This is a genomic window from Cryobacterium sp. TMB3-10, assembly GCF_004402305.1.
Lineage (GTDB): Bacteria > Actinomycetota > Actinomycetes > Actinomycetales > Microbacteriaceae > Cryobacterium > Cryobacterium zongtaii.
This window is the reverse complement of the sequence record NZ_SOGH01000020.1, coordinates 511,931-528,800: the sequence shown is the minus strand read 5'-3', so window position 1 is coordinate 528,800 and position 16,870 is coordinate 511,931. Positions and strand designations below refer to the sequence as shown.

General features: G+C 66.6%; 17 protein-coding genes. 14 read left to right on the top strand and 3 right to left on the bottom strand.

All coding sequences use genetic code 11. The features are described 5' to 3' along the window. Positions 1–14: 14 nt before the first annotated feature. The 11 genes from pdxS (at position 15) to E3T22_RS10505 (ending at position 11,120) form a co-directional block, all read left to right on the top strand. A complete protein-coding gene (gene pdxS / locus E3T22_RS10555) occupies positions 15–935 on the top strand; it encodes a pyridoxal 5'-phosphate synthase lyase subunit PdxS (RefSeq protein WP_088456322.1) in 921 nt (306 codons plus the stop codon). A gap of 10 nt (positions 936–945) precedes the next feature. Continuing rightward, on the top strand, positions 946–1,539 hold the full coding sequence (gene pdxT, locus E3T22_RS10550; RefSeq protein ID WP_134480065.1) for a pyridoxal 5'-phosphate synthase glutaminase subunit PdxT: 594 nt from the start codon (positions 946–948) through the stop codon (positions 1,537–1,539). Between the two features lie 52 nt (positions 1,540–1,591). Continuing rightward, positions 1,592–2,128 carry a DUF1697 domain-containing protein gene (locus tag E3T22_RS10545; RefSeq protein ID WP_088456320.1) on the top strand — a complete coding sequence of 179 codons (537 nt, stop codon included), beginning with the start codon at positions 1,592–1,594 and terminating at the stop codon, positions 2,126–2,128. Positions 2,129–2,267: 139 nt separating this feature from the next. Then, on the top strand, positions 2,268–3,029 hold the full coding sequence (locus E3T22_RS10540; RefSeq protein ID WP_088456319.1) for a YebC/PmpR family DNA-binding transcriptional regulator: 762 nt from the start codon (positions 2,268–2,270) through the stop codon (positions 3,027–3,029). Between the two features lie 7 nt (positions 3,030–3,036). Then, on the top strand, positions 3,037–3,690 hold the full coding sequence (ruvC, locus tag E3T22_RS10535; protein WP_134480063.1) for a crossover junction endodeoxyribonuclease RuvC: 654 nt from the start codon (positions 3,037–3,039) through the stop codon (positions 3,688–3,690). After that, positions 3,687–4,340 carry a Holliday junction branch migration protein RuvA gene (gene ruvA / locus E3T22_RS10530; protein ID WP_134408712.1) on the top strand — a complete coding sequence of 218 codons (654 nt, stop codon included), beginning with the start codon at positions 3,687–3,689 and terminating at the stop codon, positions 4,338–4,340. Before ruvC ends, ruvA begins: the two co-directional genes overlap by 4 nt. After that, a complete protein-coding gene (gene ruvB, locus E3T22_RS10525; protein WP_103431917.1) occupies positions 4,337–5,371 on the top strand; it encodes a Holliday junction branch migration DNA helicase RuvB in 1,035 nt (344 codons plus the stop codon). The genes ruvA and ruvB overlap by 4 nt, the downstream gene beginning before the upstream one ends. Positions 5,372–5,494: 123 nt before the next feature. Further along, positions 5,495–5,896 (top strand): preprotein translocase subunit YajC, encoded by a 402-nt coding sequence (yajC, locus tag E3T22_RS10520; protein ID WP_241980134.1) that lies wholly within the window; start codon positions 5,495–5,497, stop codon positions 5,894–5,896. 65 nt (positions 5,897–5,961) lie between these two features. After that, positions 5,962–7,737: a protein translocase subunit SecD gene (gene secD / locus E3T22_RS10515; protein WP_134480061.1), complete on the top strand. Its 1,776-nt coding sequence runs from the start codon at positions 5,962–5,964 to the stop codon at positions 7,735–7,737. Further along, positions 7,737–8,771 carry a protein translocase subunit SecF gene (gene secF, locus E3T22_RS10510; protein WP_134408710.1) on the top strand — a complete coding sequence of 345 codons (1,035 nt, stop codon included), beginning with the start codon at positions 7,737–7,739 and terminating at the stop codon, positions 8,769–8,771. Before secD ends, secF begins: the two co-directional genes overlap by 1 nt. A 96-nt stretch (positions 8,772–8,867) precedes the next feature. After that, the gene (locus E3T22_RS10505) at positions 8,868–11,120 is read left to right on the top strand and encodes a bifunctional (p)ppGpp synthetase/guanosine-3',5'-bis(diphosphate) 3'-pyrophosphohydrolase (RefSeq protein ID WP_088456312.1); all 2,253 of its coding nucleotides are present in this window, start codon (positions 8,868–8,870) and stop codon (positions 11,118–11,120) included. On the opposite strand, the gene E3T22_RS10500 is transcribed toward E3T22_RS10505, so the two are convergent. From E3T22_RS10500 to E3T22_RS10490, 3 genes are all read right to left on the bottom strand, one after another. After that, positions 11,107–11,676 (bottom strand): hypothetical protein, encoded by a 570-nt coding sequence (locus tag E3T22_RS10500; protein WP_088456311.1) that lies wholly within the window; start codon positions 11,674–11,676, stop codon positions 11,107–11,109. The genes E3T22_RS10505 and E3T22_RS10500 overlap by 14 nt on opposite strands. 109 nt (positions 11,677–11,785) lie before the next feature. Next, positions 11,786–13,018 carry a DUF349 domain-containing protein gene (locus tag E3T22_RS10495; RefSeq protein WP_088456310.1) on the bottom strand — a complete coding sequence of 411 codons (1,233 nt, stop codon included), beginning with the start codon at positions 13,016–13,018 and terminating at the stop codon, positions 11,786–11,788. A gap of 174 nt (positions 13,019–13,192) precedes the next feature. Beyond that, on the bottom strand, positions 13,193–13,999 hold the full coding sequence (locus E3T22_RS10490; protein ID WP_134480059.1) for a peptidylprolyl isomerase: 807 nt from the start codon (positions 13,997–13,999) through the stop codon (positions 13,193–13,195). 132 nt (positions 14,000–14,131) lie between these two features. Between E3T22_RS10490 and E3T22_RS10485 the strand changes: the two genes are divergently transcribed. From E3T22_RS10485 to E3T22_RS10475, 3 genes are all read left to right on the top strand, one after another. Next, positions 14,132–15,469, top strand: coding sequence for a replication-associated recombination protein A (locus tag E3T22_RS10485; RefSeq protein WP_134408707.1), 1,338 nt, complete (start codon positions 14,132–14,134; stop codon positions 15,467–15,469). 233 nt (positions 15,470–15,702) lie between these two features. Continuing rightward, positions 15,703–16,332 (top strand): 30S ribosomal protein S4, encoded by a 630-nt coding sequence (rpsD, locus tag E3T22_RS10480; RefSeq protein ID WP_088456307.1) that lies wholly within the window; start codon positions 15,703–15,705, stop codon positions 16,330–16,332. A 109-nt stretch (positions 16,333–16,441) separates the two neighbouring features. Continuing rightward, positions 16,442–16,807: a DUF948 domain-containing protein gene (locus E3T22_RS10475; protein WP_088456306.1), complete on the top strand. Its 366-nt coding sequence runs from the start codon at positions 16,442–16,444 to the stop codon at positions 16,805–16,807. Positions 16,808–16,870 lie beyond the last annotated feature (63 nt).

Sequence of the window (16,870 nt, the reverse complement as noted above, 5' to 3'; positions counted from 1 at the left end):
ATAGAATCGTAGCTATGACTGACACCACTTCCCCCGAGCAGGTCGACAGCGCCGCACAGTTCGGCTCGAGCCGCGTCAAGCGCGGACTCGCTGAGATGCTGAAGGGCGGCGTCATCATGGACGTCGTCAACGCCGAGCAGGCCCGCATCGCCGAAGACGCCGGCGCCGTCGCCGTCATGGCGCTCGAGCGCGTCCCGGCCGACATCCGCTCCCAGGGTGGTGTCGCCCGCATGAGCGACCCCGACCTGATCGACAGCATCCGCGCCGAGGTCTCCATCCCGGTTATGGCGAAGGCCCGCATCGGCCACTTCGTCGAGGCCCAGGTGCTGCAGGCCCTCGAGGTCGACTACATCGACGAGTCAGAGGTGCTGAGCCCCGCCGACTACGTCAACCACATCGACAAGTGGAACTTCACGATTCCGTTCGTCTGCGGTGCCACCAACCTGGGCGAGGCGCTGCGTCGCATCACCGAGGGCGCCGCGATGATCCGCTCCAAGGGCGAGGCCGGCACCGGCGACGTCTCTGAGGCCACCAAGCACATCCGCACCATCAAGGGCGAGATCGCCCGGCTGTCCTCGCTCACCAAGGACGAGCTGTACGTGGCCGCCAAGGACCTGCAGGCCCCGTACGAACTCGTCGCCGAGATCGCCGCGACCGGCAAGCTGCCCGTCGTGCTGTTCACCGCCGGCGGCGTGGCCACCCCGGCCGACGCGGCCATGATGATGCAGCTCGGCGCCGACGGCGTCTTCGTGGGTTCGGGCATCTTCAAGTCCGGCAACCCGCAGGAACGCGCCAACGCCATCGTCAAGGCCGTCGCCTTCTACGACGACGCCAAGATCATCGCGGATGTCTCGCGGGGACTCGGCGAAGCCATGGTCGGCATCAACGTGTCCGACCTTGCCGCACCGCACCGCCTCTCCGAGCGCGGCTGGTAACACCCGCTTCATGAGCGTTGGAGTACTCGCCCTTCAGGGCGACTTTCGCGAGCATGCCGACGTTCTGCGCTCGCTCGGCACCGAGGTCACTCTCGTGCGCCGCCCGGAGGAACTGGCCAGCGTCACCGGCCTGGTGATCCCGGGCGGCGAGTCCAGCGTGATGGACAAGCTGACTCGCATGTTCGGCCTCGCCGACCCCCTGCGAGCGGCCGTCCAGGGCGGGATGCCGGTCTACGGCACCTGCGCGGGACTGATCATGCTGGCCGACAACGTGTTGGACGGCATCTCGGGCCAGCAGAGCATCGGCGGCCTGGACATCAGCGTGCGCCGCAACGCGTTCGGCTCGCAGACCGCCTCGTTCGAGACCGACCTGGACGTACCGGCCCTCGGCGAGACCCCAGTGCACGCCGTCTTCATCCGCGCCCCGGTGGTCGAGACCGTCGGATCGCGCGCCACGGCGTTGGCGACGATCGCCGACGGTCGATGCGTGGCCGTCGAACAAGGCAACCTGCTCGGCACGTCCTTCCACCCGGAGATCACGGGGGAGTACCGCTTCCACGAGTACTTCCTGCAGAAGGTGCAGACGGCCGGTTTCGGCGCCTAGCCCGGCTGCACCACACAGTCCGGCACAATGGGGGCATGACCCAGGCCAGCGCATGAGATACGTCGCCCTGTTGCGCGGCATCAACGTCGGCGGCATCACCATCAAGATGGCCGACCTGGCCGAAACGGTCAGCAGGCTCGGCCACAGCGGTGTCACGACCATCCTGGCCAGCGGCAATGTGCTCTTCACGAGCGACGAGCCTGATGCCGCCGCCGTCAAGACGGGCATGGAACGAGCCCTGTCCGAGCGATTCGGATACACGGCGTTCGTGGTGCTGCTCAGCAGAGACGACCTCGTCGTAGCCGTCGACGGCTACCCGTTCGACGACCGGGACGGCTGGCACTCGTACATCCTCTTCGGCTCAGACCCGGCCAGGCTCGACGAGCTCCTGGTCAGCGCGCCCCAGCTCGATCCGGCCGACGAGAGCGTTCTACCCGGCGACGGACTCCTGTACTGGCAGGTGCGTCGGGCTGTGGGCATCAAGAGCCCCTTCAGCGTCCTGGCAGCCAAACCCCGGTACAAATCCACCACCACGAACCGCAACCTGCGCACCCTGCACAAGATACTCGGCGTGCCCACCACCCGGTGAGCCGAAGGGCGGTCAGAGGGTGCCCGGGCTAGACTGAGAACGCACTGAGCGGTCGGAACGGTCGCGGTGCCTGCAGACGACGCCCCAAGCGCGTCGCACGAGTTAGCGCAACGACAACGCAACGAAAATCGGGAGATTCATGTCCGGGCATTCCAAGTGGGCGACCACCAAGCACCAGAAGGCTGTCACCGACTCGCGTCGGGCGAAGGCTTTCGCCAAGCTGATCAAGAACATCGAGGTCGCTGCCCGTATGGGCGGAGCGGACCTGTCTGGCAACCCGACGCTCGTCGACGCCATCCAGAAGGCCAAGAAGACCTCGGTCCCCAACGACAACATCGACCGCGCCGTCAAGCGCGGCGCCGGGCTGTCCGGTGAAGCCGTCGACTACACCACGATCATGTATGAGGGCTACGCCGCCAACGGTGTCGCCATCATGATCGAGTGCCTCACCGACAACAAGAACCGAGCCGCGGCCGAGGTGCGCACCACGGTCAGCCGCAACGGCGGCAACATGGCCGACCCGGGCAGTGTCGCCTACAACTTCCACCGCAAGGGCATCGTTGTGGTGCCCAAGGGAGACGCAACCGAAGACGACGTGCTCGCTGCGGTGCTCGACGCCGGCGCCGAAGAGGTCGTCGACGACGGCGAGAAGTTCGAGGTCTTCAGCGAGGCGCACGATCTGGTCGCCACCCGTACTGCCCTGCAGGCGGCTGGAATCGACTACGACTCCGCCGACATCGCCTTCGTCCCGCAGCTCAAGATCGAGGTCGACGCCGAGACCGCCCGCAAGGTGTTCAGGCTCATCGACGCTCTCGAGGAACTCGACGACGTGCAGAATATCTACAGCAACTACGACGTCTCGGCCGAGGTCCAGGCCGAGCTCGAAGCAGACAGCGAATAGCCCACCGATGACGGTCAGGGTGCTGGGCATCGACCCGGGCCTGACCCGCTGCGGCGTCGGGATCGTCGACGTCGCAGCGAACCGTTCGGCGACCCTTGTCGACGTGCAGGTGCTGCGCAGCTCTCCCGACCTGCCCCTCGAACGCCGCCTGCTCCTGATCAGTGAGGGCCTCGAAGAGCTCCTCGACCGGCACCGACCGCACTTCGTGGCCATTGAACGGGTCTTCGCGCAGCAGAACGTGAGCACGGTCATGGGCACCGCCCAGATCAGTGGGGTGGCCCTCATGCTCGCCGCCAAGCGCGGACTGACGGTGACCCTGCACACCCCTAGCGAGGTCAAGGCCGCCATCACCGGGTACGGCTCCGCGGACAAAAAACAGGTCGGCACAATGGTCGCCCGGGTGCTGGGACTGGCCGAAATCCCGAAACCGGCGGATGCCGCCGACGCCCTCGCGCTGGCCATCTGCCACGCGTGGCGAACCGGCGCCGCCGGCGGTGTACTCCCCACCAGCGGCACGGTCGCGGCGGGCAACCGGTCCACGCCCGCGCTGAGTCCCGGCTCGCTCACTCCGGCGCAGAAGGCCTGGCGCGACGCCGAGCGCGGCAACGCGCCGGGGTCGGCGGCGGCAGTGTCTGCGGCGCACCGTAGGCTGGCTAGGTGATCTCTTCAGTGCGTGGCCCAGTCCTTTCAGCCCTGGGCTCAACCGTCGTGATCGAGGTCGGCGGAGTCGGACTCGCCCTGCAGGTCACCCCGTCCACGGCCCTGGCCGCGAGGGTCGGCACCGAAACCCGCCTGGCCACCACCCTGATCGTTCGTGAAGACTCCCTGACCCTCTACGGCTTCCCTAGCGCCGAAGAACTCGCAGTGTTCGAGCTTCTCGTCGGCGTCACCGGCGTCGGTCCCAAGTCCGCGCTCGGCGTGCTCGCCGTGCTCACCCCCAACCAAATCGCCCTCGCCGTCAACGCCGAGGACGATGCCGTGTTCCGCAAGGTCAGCGGGATCGGACCGAAGACCGCCAAGCTCATAGTGCTGTCACTGGTCGGCAAGGTCGCCGTCACCAGCGCCGCCGTTGCCCCCGGACGCGTCGGCGTCGCCACGGCCACCGTCGGCGCCAGCGTGCAAGCAGCGCTGATCGGCCTCGGCTGGTCGGAGCGGGTCGCCGTCCAGGCCGTTGAGGAGATCCTCGCCGGCAGCACAGCCGAGTTCGACGCCGAGGAAGCCGGGGTCGGGGCCGTGCTCCGCCTGGCCTTGGCCCGGCTCGGTCCTGCCCAGCATTCGGGTGCCGCCAATGCCGCTGGTCGCAACTCATGACCCAGGATCCCGGCGTCGACCTGACCAACCCGGCACTCGAGGGCGACGCGGAGCTGGCCTTCGAGGGCGCCCTGCGCCCCAAGAGCCTCACCGAGTTCGTCGGCCAGCAGAAGGTGCGCGGTCAGTTGCAGCTGCTGCTGACCGCGGCATCGATGCAGCAGCGCACCCCTGACCACATCCTGCTGGCCGGCCCGCCAGGCCTCGGCAAGACGACCCTCGCCATGATCATCGCCTACGAGGGCAATCGGCCGCTGCGCATGTCTAGCGGCCCCGCGATTCAGCACGCCGGCGACCTGGCTGCAGTGCTCTCCTCCCTCGTGCCCGGCGAGGTGCTCTTCATCGATGAGATCCATCGGATGGCCCGCTCCGCCGAAGAGATGCTCTACTTGGCGATGGAGGACTTCCGCATCGACATCATGGTCGGCAAGGGGGCCGGAGCCACGTCGGTACCGTTGGACCTGGCGCCGTTCACCCTGGTCGGGGCCACCACACGTTCCGGCATGCTCCCGAACCCACTGCGCGACAGGTTCGGCTTCACGGCCCACCTGGAGTTCTACGCCGACGCCGAACTCGAACTGGTGCTGGTGCGGGCCGCACGCCTCCTCGGACTGGTCATCGACCGGGAGGCCATCGCCGAGATCGCCGGCCGGTGCCGGGGGACTCCGCGAATCGCCAACCGGCTGTTGCGCCGGGTGCGCGACTACGCGCTCGTGCACGGCGGAGACGCCGACCTGGCGGCCGTGCACGCGGCGCTGGAACTCTACGACGTCGACGAAATCGGACTGGACCGGCTCGACCGCGAGGTCATGAACATCGTCCTCACCCGTTTTGGGGGTGGACCAGTTGGGCTGAATACACTGGCCGTCTCGGTGGGGGAGGAGCCCGAAACCATCGAATCGGTCGTAGAGCCCTTCCTGGTGCGGATAGGCTTCCTCACGCGTACCCCGCGCGGGCGGGTTGCTACTGCCGCAGCGTGGCGGCATTTCGGCTTGAGCAATCCTCAGGCTGCGCTCACCTTGGATGTTCTATAATTCAAGCTGGTCAGGCACGCACCTTCTGCCGGCTTCCCCCAGCCACTCCCACAAAAAACTTCGTCGCGACACCACGCTCGCACGGGAAGGTTTCACAGTTCTATGGATCCGTTGACTCTTGTCATGCTCGCCGTCTTGGCGTTGCTTGTGTTCTTCATGTTTCGCAATGGCCGCAAGCGCCAGAAGGACACCTTGGCCCTGCAGTCGAAGATGGTCGCCGGAGCAGACGTGATGACCAACTTCGGCCTCTACGGCACCATTGTGTCGATCGATGAGGAAGAGAACAAGGTCGCCCTCGAGATCGCACCCGGCACCATTGTGCAGATCCACCGCCAGACGATCGCCCGCGTCGTCGAGCCCACAGTTGCCGGCGATGACGTCGTCCTCGACCAGACCGTTGACACCGACGCCGGCACGCCGGCCGTTGTCGGCGAGCCCGAGTACGGCCAGCGTGCCGAATTCAAGCCGACGACCGACGAGGTCGCGCCCGACACCGACACCGAACCCAAAAAGGGCGACGCGTAACACACCCACTCCGGCTGCGCGGCTTCGGTCGCGCAGCACGAGCAATAGAAAGCTGAGTTCAATAGGTGGCTAAGTCGTCTCCGACCAAGAAGGCCTGGCGCTCCCTGACCTGGCTTGGCGTGATCATCGTCGGTCTCATCGCTCTGAACGGAGCCGGCGTTCTCACCGGCGGCGGTTCGTGGACGCCGAAGCTGGCGCTCGACCTCGAGGGTGGCACCCAGATCATCCTGGCCCCCAAGCTCGAGTCCGGCCAGACGGTTTCGTCTGAACAGCTCAACCAGGCGGTGTCGATCATCCGGCAGCGGATCGACTCCGCCGGAGTCTCCGAGTCGGAGATCAACACCCAGGGTGGACAGAACATCGTCGTCTCCATTCCCGGAACGCCTGACGACGCCACCCTGAACCGCATCCAGTCCTCGGCAAAGCTTGAGTTCCGACCGGTCCTGGTCGCTTCAGCGCCCACTGAGGACAGTGTCGGCGCAGACGGCTCAACCGACGGGGCCACCGACCCGGCGACGGATGCCGCGGCAGACCCGGCCGCAGAGACCCCGGCCGCAGAGACCCCGGCCGCAGAGACTCCGGCCGCTGAGACCCCGGCCGTCGCGCCCACCGACGCGAGCGACTTGAACAACATCACTCCCGACCTGCAGGCGGAGTTCGATTCCTTCCAGTGCAGCGACATCGACACCAGCATTGTGGCACCGGCCGATCAGCCGCTGATCACCTGCGAGAGCGATGGTTCGATCAAGTACATCCTCGGCCCGGTCGAGGTGAGCGGCGAGAACATCTCCGACGCCACCAACGGGCAGGTCACCACGCAGAGCGGTGCAACTACCGGCGAATGGGCCGTCAACATCGTCTTCGACCGCACCGGCACCGAGTCGTTCGCCGACGTGACGACTCGCCTGAGCGGCCTCCAGGGCGCGCAGAACCAGTTCGCCATCGTGCTGGACGGCAGAGTCATCTCCGCTCCGCGCACGCTGGCCGTGATCACCGACGGCAAGCCCCAGATCACCGGCTCGTTCGACCAGGACACCTCCAAGGCCCTCGCCGACCAGCTCAAGTTCGGCGCCCTGCCGATCAGCTTCGCCGTGCAGAGCCAGGACACCATCTCGGCAACCCTCGGTTCGACCCAGCTGCAGAGCGGCCTCATCGCGGGCCTGATCGGCCTGATCCTGGTCGTGCTCTACTCCCTCATCCAGTACCGCCTCCTCGGGCTGGTCACTGTCGCGTCGCTCATCGTGGCTGGCGTGATCACCTACCTGCTGATCACTCTGTTGTCCTGGCGTGAGGGGTACCGCCTCTCCCTGGCCGGTGTGGCCGGTCTCATCGTGGCCATCGGTATCACCGCTGACTCGTTCATCGTCTACTTCGAGCGGGTGCGCGACGAGCTCCGCGACGGCAGGGGACTGGTGTCCTCGGTCGAATCCGGCTGGCGCCGCGCGATCCGCACCATCATCGCCTCCGACACCGTCAACTTCCTCGCCGCCGCGGTTCTGTTCATCCTGGCCGTCGGTAACGTGCGCGGTTTCGCCCTGACCCTGGGACTGACCACCCTGGTCGACCTCCTGGTCGTGGCGATGTTCACCCATCCGATGCTGCAGCTGCTCGCCCGCACCAAGTTCTTCGGAGACGGGCACAAGCTCAGTGGACTCGACCCGCGGGCACTCGGCGCCGTCTACCGCGGACGCGCCCGGTTCCAGCCCTCCGTGGAGGTGGCGTCACGCAAGTCGCCGTCCTCCAGCAAGGAGGCCGCAAAGCGCCAGACCATCGCCGAACGCAAGGCGGCTGAGCTCGTCGGTTCCGGCTCCAGTAAGTCGACCGATGGGAAGGATTCCTAATGGCCAGCTTCAACCAGTTCGGCAACGATCTGCACACCGGCAAGCTCTCCTACAACATCGTCGGACGTCGTAAGGTCTGGTACTCGGTCGCCGCGGTCATGATCCTGATCGCGATCCTCGGTCCGGTCCTCCGCGGTGGGTTCACGTTCGGCATCGAGTTCACCGGCGGCTCCGAGTTCGTCCTCTCCGAGATCTCCACCGAGGACCAGGATGCGGCATCCACCGCGGTCACCGAGGTGGTGCCCGAAGCCGTGCCCAAGGTGTCCGTCGTCGGCAGCGACAGCATCCGCGTGCAGACCGACCAGCTCAGCGACACCGAGAGCCGGGAAGTGCGCGCCGCTCTCGCCACCGCATACAGCGTCGACGCGGCGCAGGTCACGTCCTCGTTCATCGGCCCGTCCTGGGGCCAGGACATCACCGGCTCCGCCATCCGCGCACTGCTGACCTTCCTGGTGCTCGCCGGCGCGGTGATGGCCCTGTACTTCCGCACCTGGAAAATGGCCGCCGCCGCCATGGTCGCCCTGTTACACGACCTCGTCATCACCGCGGGTTTCTACGGCATCACCGGCTTCGAGATCACTCCGGCGGCCGTGATCGGCTTCCTCACGATCCTGGGTTACTCGCTGTACGACACCGTGGTGGTGTTCGACAAGATCCGCGAGAACACGACCGAAGACGGGCCAGAATCCCGGCGCACGTTCGCCGACTCGGTCAACCTCGCGGTCAACCAGACCCTGGTGCGCTCGATCAACACCTCGATCGTCGCAGTCCTCCCGGTCGCCTCGATCCTCGTCATCGGTGCGTTCGTGCTGGGTGCGGGAACCCTGCAGGACATCTCCCTGGCCCTGCTGATCGGAATGATCGTGGGTACATACTCCACGATCTTCATCGCCGCCCCGCTCTACGCCCAGCTGCGCGAGAACGAGCCGGAGATCCGCAAGCGTGACAAGAAGGCCCTGGCCCTGCGGGCCAAGGCCACCGGTACCTCGTCGGTCGCCGGCACGGATGCGGCCCGCGCGGACGTTCCCGCGTGAGCCGGTTCGCCCGCCGGGAATATCCGACAGCGTCCCTCGGTTTACCGTTTATCCGTTAGTACAGGGATAATTGGCGCCAGGGAGTGAGGTAACGAGATGACAGAAACCACCACGCCATCCGCCGCGTCACTGCGTCGTCTGGTGCCGCGTATTTTCTCCAGGGCGCAGCCCGTCGGTGCCGTCGACACGCTGCTGAAGACGGTGCGCACGCACCATCCCAAGGTGGATCTGTCGATCATCGAACGGGCGTACGCGGCCGCTGAGCGGGCCCACGAGGGCCAGAAACGTCGCAGCGGCGAGCCGTACATCACCCATCCCGTCGCGGTCGCCCAGATCCTGGCCGACCTCGGGATCGGTCCCAAGACCGTGGCAGCTGCCCTGTTGCACGACACCGTCGAGGACACCGACTACACCCTCGACCAGTTGCGCGCCGACTTCGGCGACGAGATCACCATGCTCGTGGACGGCGTCACCAAGCTCGACAAGGTGAAGTACGGCGACAGCACTCAGGCCGAGACTGTCCGCAAGATGATCGTCGCGATGTCCAAGGACATCCGGGTGCTGATCATCAAACTGGCCGACCGTCTGCACAACGCCCGCACCTGGGGCTTCGTGCCGGCGGAGTCCGCGACCCGCAAGGCCACCGAGACCCTCGAGATCTACGCCCCGCTGGCCCACCGCCTGGGAATCCAGACCATCAAGTGGGAACTCGAGGACCTCTCTTTCGGGGTGCTCTACCCGAAGCTGTACGCCGAGATCGAGAGCCTCGTCAAGCAGCGCACCCCGCAGCGCGAAGAATTCGTGCAGTACGTCATCGACGCGATCAACGACGATCTCAAGGCCGCGCGCATCCGCGGCAAGGTGGCCGGACGGCCCAAGCAGTACTACTCGATCTACCAGAAGATGGTCGTGCGCGGCCGCGAGTTCGACGAGATCTACGACCTCGTCGGCATCCGGGTCCTGGTGAACTCGGTGCGGGACTGTTACGCGGTCCTCGGAGCCATCCACGCGCGGTGGACTCCGCTGCCCGGTCGCTTCAAGGACTACATCGCCACCCCCAAATTCAACCTGTACCAGTCGCTGCACACCACCGTGCTCGGCCCGAGTGGCCGCCCGGTCGAGATCCAGATCCGTACCCAGGAGATGCACGAGCGTGCCGAGTACGGCGTCGCCTCGCACTGGAAGTACAAGGAGCAGGTCAACGGCAAGAGCTCCGGCCCCGGCCCGCAGAGCGACACCGATATGGCCTGGCTGGCACATATCTCCGATTGGCAGGCCGAAACGGCCGACCCCAACGAGTTCCTCGACTCCCTGCGCTACGAGATCGGCGCCAAGGAGGTCTACGTCTTCACGCCCAAGGGCCGCGTGATCGGCCTGCCCGCCGACGCGACGCCAGTGGACTTCGCCTACGCCGTGCACACCGAGGTGGGCCACCGCACCATGGGCGCCAAGGTCAACGGACGGCTCGTACCTCTGGAGAGCTCGCTCAGCACCGGCGACGTCGTGGAGGTCTTCACCTCCAAGAACCCGGACTCGGGTCCGAGCCAGGACTGGCTGAACTTCGTCAAGAGCCCCAGGGCGCGCAACAAGATTCGCCAGTGGTTTACCAAGGAACGCCGCGACGAGGCCATCGAACAGGGCCGCGACGCCATCGCCAGGGCCATGCGCAAGCAGAACCTGCCGCTGCAGAAGCTGATGAACCAGGACTCCTTCGCCGAGGTCGCCGCCGTGATGCGCTACGAAGACGTCTCGGCGCTCTACGCCGCCGTCGGTGAAGGCCACGTGTCGACGCAGTCCGTGCTGGAGAAGGTCGTCGCCACGCTGCAGAGCGTGGAGGAGAGCGACGCGACGGACCTGCCGTTCACCCCCAACGGCCGTACCCAGACGCTGCGCAACAACGACTCCGGGATCCTGGTGCGCGGCGCCCCCGACATCCTCGTCAAGCTGGCACGCTGCTGCACCCCGGTTCCCGGCGACAAGATCGTGGGTTTCATCACCCGCGGTTCCGGTGTGTCTGTGCACCAATTCGACTGCCACAACGTGCAGGAACTGCTCAAGGAACCCGAGCGGATGATCGACGTCGACTGGGCGCCGACCTCGAAGAGCCTGTTCCTCGTGCAAATCCAGATCGAGGCCCTCGACCGCTCCGGCTTGCTCTCGGATGTCACCAGAGTGTTGTCGGAACACCACGTCAACATCCTCTCGGCGACGGTACACACCTCCAGTGACCGGCTGGCGATCAGCCGGTTCGTGTTCGAGATGGGCGACACTACCCACCTCGACAGGGTGCTGAACGCGGTGCGCCGCATCGACGCCGTGTACGACGTCTACAGGGTCAGCGACGGCTGAGGTTCAGCCGGCGCGCTTCCCGTAGCTGGGCGGCCGCCCTGCGGCTGAACGAGACTCCCCGTTGACCGGCGAGCGCCTGTTCGTCGGCGTGCGGATCGACTGGTCCGTCATAGACCAGCAGCGCCGCCAGCAGCGCCGTGTCTGCGCGGCACCCGGGTGAGCGGCCCCAGCGGGCAAGGTCGATAGCCGTCCGCAGGGGAGTGGTGACGAGTTGACGACCCAGCACCCTCGTGTCGTCGCGGCCGAGGCGCACCTCGCGGAGCTGGGTCCTCGTCTCGACGGGCTTGCGGGCACGCGCGGTCATGTCGATGCAGAACTGATGGGGGTCAGGTTCGGCGGCCAGACCATAGATCCAGGCGGCGCTCATCCGCTCGGCGGCGGCCCGGCTCGGCGCGACCGAGGTGAGCGCCTCGCCCCGGGTCTCCGGGCCGTCGTGGGCGTCGACCGGACACCACGCTCCGGCGAGCGGGAACAGCTCACCGTCGAGGCGGGCACAGTTCAGTTCGGCGAGCGGAAGGTCGGCCGGGGTGAGCGCGGCAGGAAGCAGGGGAGTCATGCTTCCAGCCTGCGGAGTCGCCGGAAGACGCCGAAACGGGACCGGGAATCTGTGGACAGATTCCCGATCCCGTTTCGGGTGTGGGTAGTTACTCCCGTGCAGCGAGTCGTTACTGGCCGATGGCCTTCAGCCAGGCCTTGCGGGTCTCGAGCGCCTCGGTCGCGTCCTTGATCTTGCGGGCGTCCTTGGTCTCCTGCGCGGCGGCCAGCTCGGCCTCGAGCTTGGCGATCGCGTCGTGCAGCTGACCGGCGAGGCCTTCGGCGCGGGCCTTGGTCTCGGGGTTGTTGCGCTTCCAGTGGTCATCGTCGAGCTTCCGCACGGCCGCTTCCACCTTGCGCATGCGCTCCTCGACGGGCTTGACCTGGTCGCGGGGGACCTTGCCTGCGGCGTCCCAGCGGCGCTGCACCGAGCTGAGCAGCTCGCGGGCCTTGACCCGGTCGGTCTCGGTGAGCAGGGTCTCGGCCTCCGTGAGCAGGTCGAGCTTGACGACCAGGTTGGCGGAGAACTCTTCGTTGTCCTGCGCGTCGATCTCGCTCTTCACCGAGTAGAGCACGTCGCCGGCGGCCTTGAACTTGGCCCACATGGCGTCGTCCTGCTTCTTGCCGGAGCGACCGGCGGCCTTCCAGTCCTCGAGCAGGTTGCGGTAGGCGGGGATGCCGTCGGCACCCTGGGGTGCCAGCGCCTCGGCCTTCTCGATAAGCTGCTGCTTGCGGTTCCGTACATCCTTGTGAGCGCTGTCGAGTTCGGCGAAGAACGCCTTGCGGTTCTGCTCGATAGTGGTGCGAGCCGCACGGAACCGCTTCCAGAGCTCGTTCGCCTCGCCCTTGGGGATGCGCGGTGCGTCGTGCTGGTGGGCCTGCCACTTGGCGAACAGCGCGTCGAGTGCAGCGCTGGTCTGCTTCCACTGCGTCTTGGCCGGGTCTTCGGCGGCGAGGCGTTCGGCCTCTTCAACGATGGCAGCCCGCTCCGCGAGGGCCGCAGCGCTGGCGGCCTTGGCCTCGACACCCTGCTGCTCGGTGAGTTCGGTGACCGTGCCACCCAAAGCGCCGAGGCGCTCGGCGAGGGCGGCGAGGTTGCCGACGGCGTTTGCCGTTGCAACCGACTTCGACAGGTTCGCGACCGACTTGGCGATATCCGCGGCCGGCGCCCCTCCCTTTGCGCGCTGTTCGAGCAGGGTGACCTGTCCGTTCAGCTCCACGTACTTGCGTTCGAAGTAGGCGAGTGCCTCTTCAGGTGTCGCGTCGGGATACTGGCCGACGGCACGTTCGCCGTCTGCTTCGCGCACGTAAACCGTGCCGGTTTCGTCTACGCGACCCCATGGTTGCTGATCTGTCGTAGTCAAGAGCCTCACCTTAATGATCTGGTTGATTCCCCGTGCAGTGAAGTACTGCAGCGGGCGAATCCCTGAACGAGCCAGTACTGGCACAAGCCAATACGCGCACAAGCTTATTGCAAGCGTGCCCGTCGTTCGGCGGAAACGACCGAACTGGTCTTTCCGAGCTGGTTTCTACCGTGGCTACTGAACGGTGAAGGAGGTGATGGTGGTCGGAACCACGGGAGCGCCGTCCGCCGAGCCGTCCTCGACCCCGGCGTCGGCGATCTGGCTGACGAGCTGGTCCAGTCCGGAGGTGACGGTGCCGATGACCGAGTAACCGGAACCGTCCGCTCCAGCAGGAATCTCCGTATCGCCGTAGACGATGAAGAACTGGCTGCCCATGCTGTACGGATCGCTGGACCTCGCCATGGCGATGGTGCCGGCCGGATAGACGTTGTCGGCCGGAGCATTCTCGACCGGGCCGTAGTAGTAATTGGGTCCACCGGTTCCGTCGCCGGTGGGGTCACCGCACTGTAATACCGAAAAGCCTTCGCCCGTGGTCAGGCGGTGGCAGGTGACGTCATCGTAGAAACCGGATCCGGCGAGGCTGATGGTCGAGGAGACCGCTTGCGGCGCCGCGGCGCCGTCGAGGGAGACGCCGAGTTCGATGTCGTTGAGGGTGAGCGTGCCGGTCCAGGTCCGACCCTCGGCCAGATCGCTCAAGGGAACGTCGCCCGCGTTCGCGCCGGGGGTCGGAGTCACCGAGTCCGAGGGCTCGGCCGTGGGCGTCGCGGAAGCCGAAGCACTGGGTTCAGGAGTGCCGGGGCCGCCGCCGAAGTAGAACATCTGGGCGCCGACCAGCACGATGAGGGCGACCACGAGTACGCTGCCGGCCACCATGTTGTCGCGCACGCGCCGCTTGACCTGGTGCTCGTTCACGGCCTTGCGGGCCTGGTAGGCGCGAGCGCGGCCGCGGGCCTCGCGTTCCTGCTTGGTGTTAGGTGCCACGGGAATCCTCCAGGTGCCGCCTGAGGCGGGAAATCGGGCTTGTCGGGCAACACGGCCCGGGTCACTGTGAACTCTACGCATGCGGGGGCGGCGGCGAAAATTGGCGTCGGCGGCACAAACTACGCTGGACGCATGTCTTCCGTCCAACCAGGCCTCCGTACCGGCGCGACGCCGCTCGCGGTGCGCATGCGCCCCAAGAGCCTGGCCGAGGTTGCCGGGCAGCGTCACCTGCTTACCCCGGGGTCGCCGCTGGTCAGCCTGGCCAACGACAAGACGGGGGAGCAGGGTTCGGTCTCCGTCATCCTGTGGGGCCCTCCGGGAACCGGCAAGACCACCCTCGCCCAGACCATCGCGCACAGTTCCGGACGCCGCTTCGTTGAGCTCTCCGCCGTCTCCGCCGGCGTGCGGGACGTGCGCCAGGTGATGGACGAGGCCCGCACCAGCCGGGACCTCTACGGCCTGTCCACCGTGCTGTTCCTCGACGAGATCCACCGGTTCAGCAAGGCGCAGCAGGACGCCCTGTTGCCGGGGGTGGAGAACGGCATCATCATCCTCGTGGCCGCCACGACCGAGAACCCGTCCTTCTCGGTGATTTCGCCGCTGCTGTCCAGGTCTCTGCTGCTCACGCTGGAGACCCTCAGCGACGACGACCTCGGTACCGTCGTGGACCGCGCCGTCACCGACCCGCGGGGCCTGGCCGACAGGTTCGTGCTCGACCCTGAGGCCCGCGGGGCCATCATCCGGCTCGCGTCCGGCGACGCCCGCCGGGCGCTCACGGCGCTCGAGGCCGCTTCGGTGTCGGCCGCGACCACGGAGACCGCTGACGGCGAGAAGCCCGTCATCACGACCGAGATCGTCTCGCTCGCGGTCGACCGTGCGCTGCTGCGCTACGACCGCAACGGTGACGAACATTACGACGTGATCAGCGCCTTCATCAAGTCGGTGCGAGGGTCGGATGTCGACGCGTCCCTGCACTACCTGGCCCGGATGATCGAGGCCGGGGAGGATCCCCGATTCATCTGCCGTCGGATCATCGTGCTCGCCTCCGAAGACATCGGCATGGCCGACCCGCAGTCTCTGGTCATCGCGATAGCCGCCGCCGACGCCGTTCAATACATCGGCATGCCGGAAGGCCGCATCCCCCTGGCCCAGGCCGTGGTGCACCTGGCCTGCGCGCCCAAGTCCAATGCCGCCTATATGGCCCTTGACGCCGCCATCGCCGACGTGCGCAACGGCAACACCGGCCGGGTGCCCAAGCACCTGCGTGACGCGCACTACCCGGGGGCCAAACGCCTCGGCCACGGCAAGGGTTACAAATACCCGCACGATGATGCGCTCGGCGTTCTCGCGCAGGACTATCTGCCCACCGAACTGCGCCGGAAGCAGTACTACACACCCACCGAACACGGCAATGAACGTGACGTCTCCGCGCGCCTGGCCAAGCTCCGCAAGATCATCCGCGGCCAGTAGACCGGGGCGTGTCGAAAGCCCGGCCACGGGGGCACCCGTGTGCTAGCCTTGACCTCGCCTACAACTGGTTTTGTCATGCGGCTGCGTACACAACCTAAGTTGGAGTGGATTCGCCCTGTAGCCGGGCGGCCCGTGGCACCCACCCCTCTGATCTCCCATGACGCCTTGTGCTGCCGTTCGCGGCCGGCCCGGCGCCCTGGTATCCATTTTTCAGATCCATCCGAAAGGACACTGTGTCTACCAAGTCACGTACCCGTAGCAAGACCCGCCTCTCGCGGGCCCTGGGCATCGCCCTGACCCCGAAGGCCGCCAAGTACCTCGAGAAGCGTCCCTACGCTCCGGGCGAGCACGGCCGCACCAAGCGCAAGACCGATTCGGACTACGCCGTGCGTCTGCGCGAAAAGCAGCGCTTACGTGCCCAGTACGGCATCCGCGAAGCCCAGCTCAAGATCGCCTTCGAAGAAGCGCGTCGCCGCCAGGGCCTGACCGGTGAAAACCTCGTCGAGATCCTCGAGACCCGTCTCGACGCCCTCCTCGTGCGTTCGGCCATCGCCCGCACCACCGCCCAGGCCCGTCAGATGGTTGTGCACCGCCACATCCTCGTCGACGGCCAGCTGGTCGACCGTCCCTCCTTCCGCGTGAAGCCGGGTCAGCTCATCCACGTCAAGGCCAAGAGCGAGGGCACCGAGCCTTTCCAGGTTGCCGCGGCCGGCGGTCACGTCGACCTGCTGCCCAAGCTCCCGCCGTACCTCGAGGTTGAACTCGACAAGCTGCAGGCCCGCCTCGTTCGCGCCCCGAAGCGCATCGAGATCCCCGTGACCTGTGAAGTCCAGCTCGTCGTTGAGTACTACGCAGCACGCTAGTCACTCACGGCGCGTCTCGATTCGCCGGAACTGAACTACGCTTGAGGGCGGATCACCTAGGTGATCCGCCCTTTTGCGTGCTGTGCCTAATCGAAATGGATGGTGCCGAATGACTGGTGGAGATATCGCCGGCCTGATTGCCGCTGGCGTTTTCGCAGTTCTGGTGGCGTTCCTCGCCATCCCGTTGATCAAGCTCGGCCGGGTGTTCGACGAGACCACTCTCGCCATCCGCGACCTCAGCCATAACGTGACCCCGCTGCTCGAGGAGACGACGAGCACCGTCGCCCAGACCAACCACCAGCTGGCCACGATCGACACAATCACCACGAATGTCGCCGAGGTCACCGGAAACGTGTCCGCAATGGTCGCGCTGTTCGCGGCCACCGTCGGCGGCCCCCTGATCAAGCTCGCCGGATTCTCCGCCGGTGTCCGGGCGGCCTTCAGGGCCTCCAAGCCCCGTCGAGGCACGAAGTAAGTCCACTACGCTGGAAAGCAGCCTGTCAGGACCTCGGCCCGCTGGACCAGCGGGTGCCCCGGC

Bases quoted from the DNA above. Each gene is read 5' to 3' on its own strand.
- pdxS (WP_088456322.1), top strand. From the start codon at position 15: ATGACTGACACCACTTCCCCCGAGCAGGTCGACAGCGCCGCACAGTTC.
- pdxT (WP_134480065.1), top strand. From the start codon at position 946: ATGAGCGTTGGAGTACTCGCCCTTCAGGGCGACTTTCGCGAGCATGCC.
- E3T22_RS10545 (WP_088456320.1), top strand. From the start codon at position 1,592: ATGAGATACGTCGCCCTGTTGCGCGGCATCAACGTCGGCGGCATCACC.
- E3T22_RS10540 (WP_088456319.1), top strand. From the start codon at position 2,268: ATGTCCGGGCATTCCAAGTGGGCGACCACCAAGCACCAGAAGGCTGTC.
- ruvC (WP_134480063.1), top strand. From the start codon at position 3,037: ATGACGGTCAGGGTGCTGGGCATCGACCCGGGCCTGACCCGCTGCGGC.
- ruvB (WP_103431917.1), top strand. From the start codon at position 4,337: ATGACCCAGGATCCCGGCGTCGACCTGACCAACCCGGCACTCGAGGGC.
- yajC (WP_241980134.1), top strand. From the start codon at position 5,495: ATGCTCGCCGTCTTGGCGTTGCTTGTGTTCTTCATGTTTCGCAATGGC.
- secF (WP_134408710.1), top strand. From the start codon at position 7,737: ATGGCCAGCTTCAACCAGTTCGGCAACGATCTGCACACCGGCAAGCTC.
- E3T22_RS10505 (WP_088456312.1), top strand. From the start codon at position 8,868: ATGACAGAAACCACCACGCCATCCGCCGCGTCACTGCGTCGTCTGGTG.
- E3T22_RS10500 (WP_088456311.1), bottom strand. From the start codon at position 11,676: ATGACTCCCCTGCTTCCTGCCGCGCTCACCCCGGCCGACCTTCCGCTC.
- E3T22_RS10485 (WP_134408707.1), top strand. From the start codon at position 14,132: ATGTCTTCCGTCCAACCAGGCCTCCGTACCGGCGCGACGCCGCTCGCG.
- E3T22_RS10475 (WP_088456306.1), top strand. From the start codon at position 16,442: ATGACTGGTGGAGATATCGCCGGCCTGATTGCCGCTGGCGTTTTCGCA.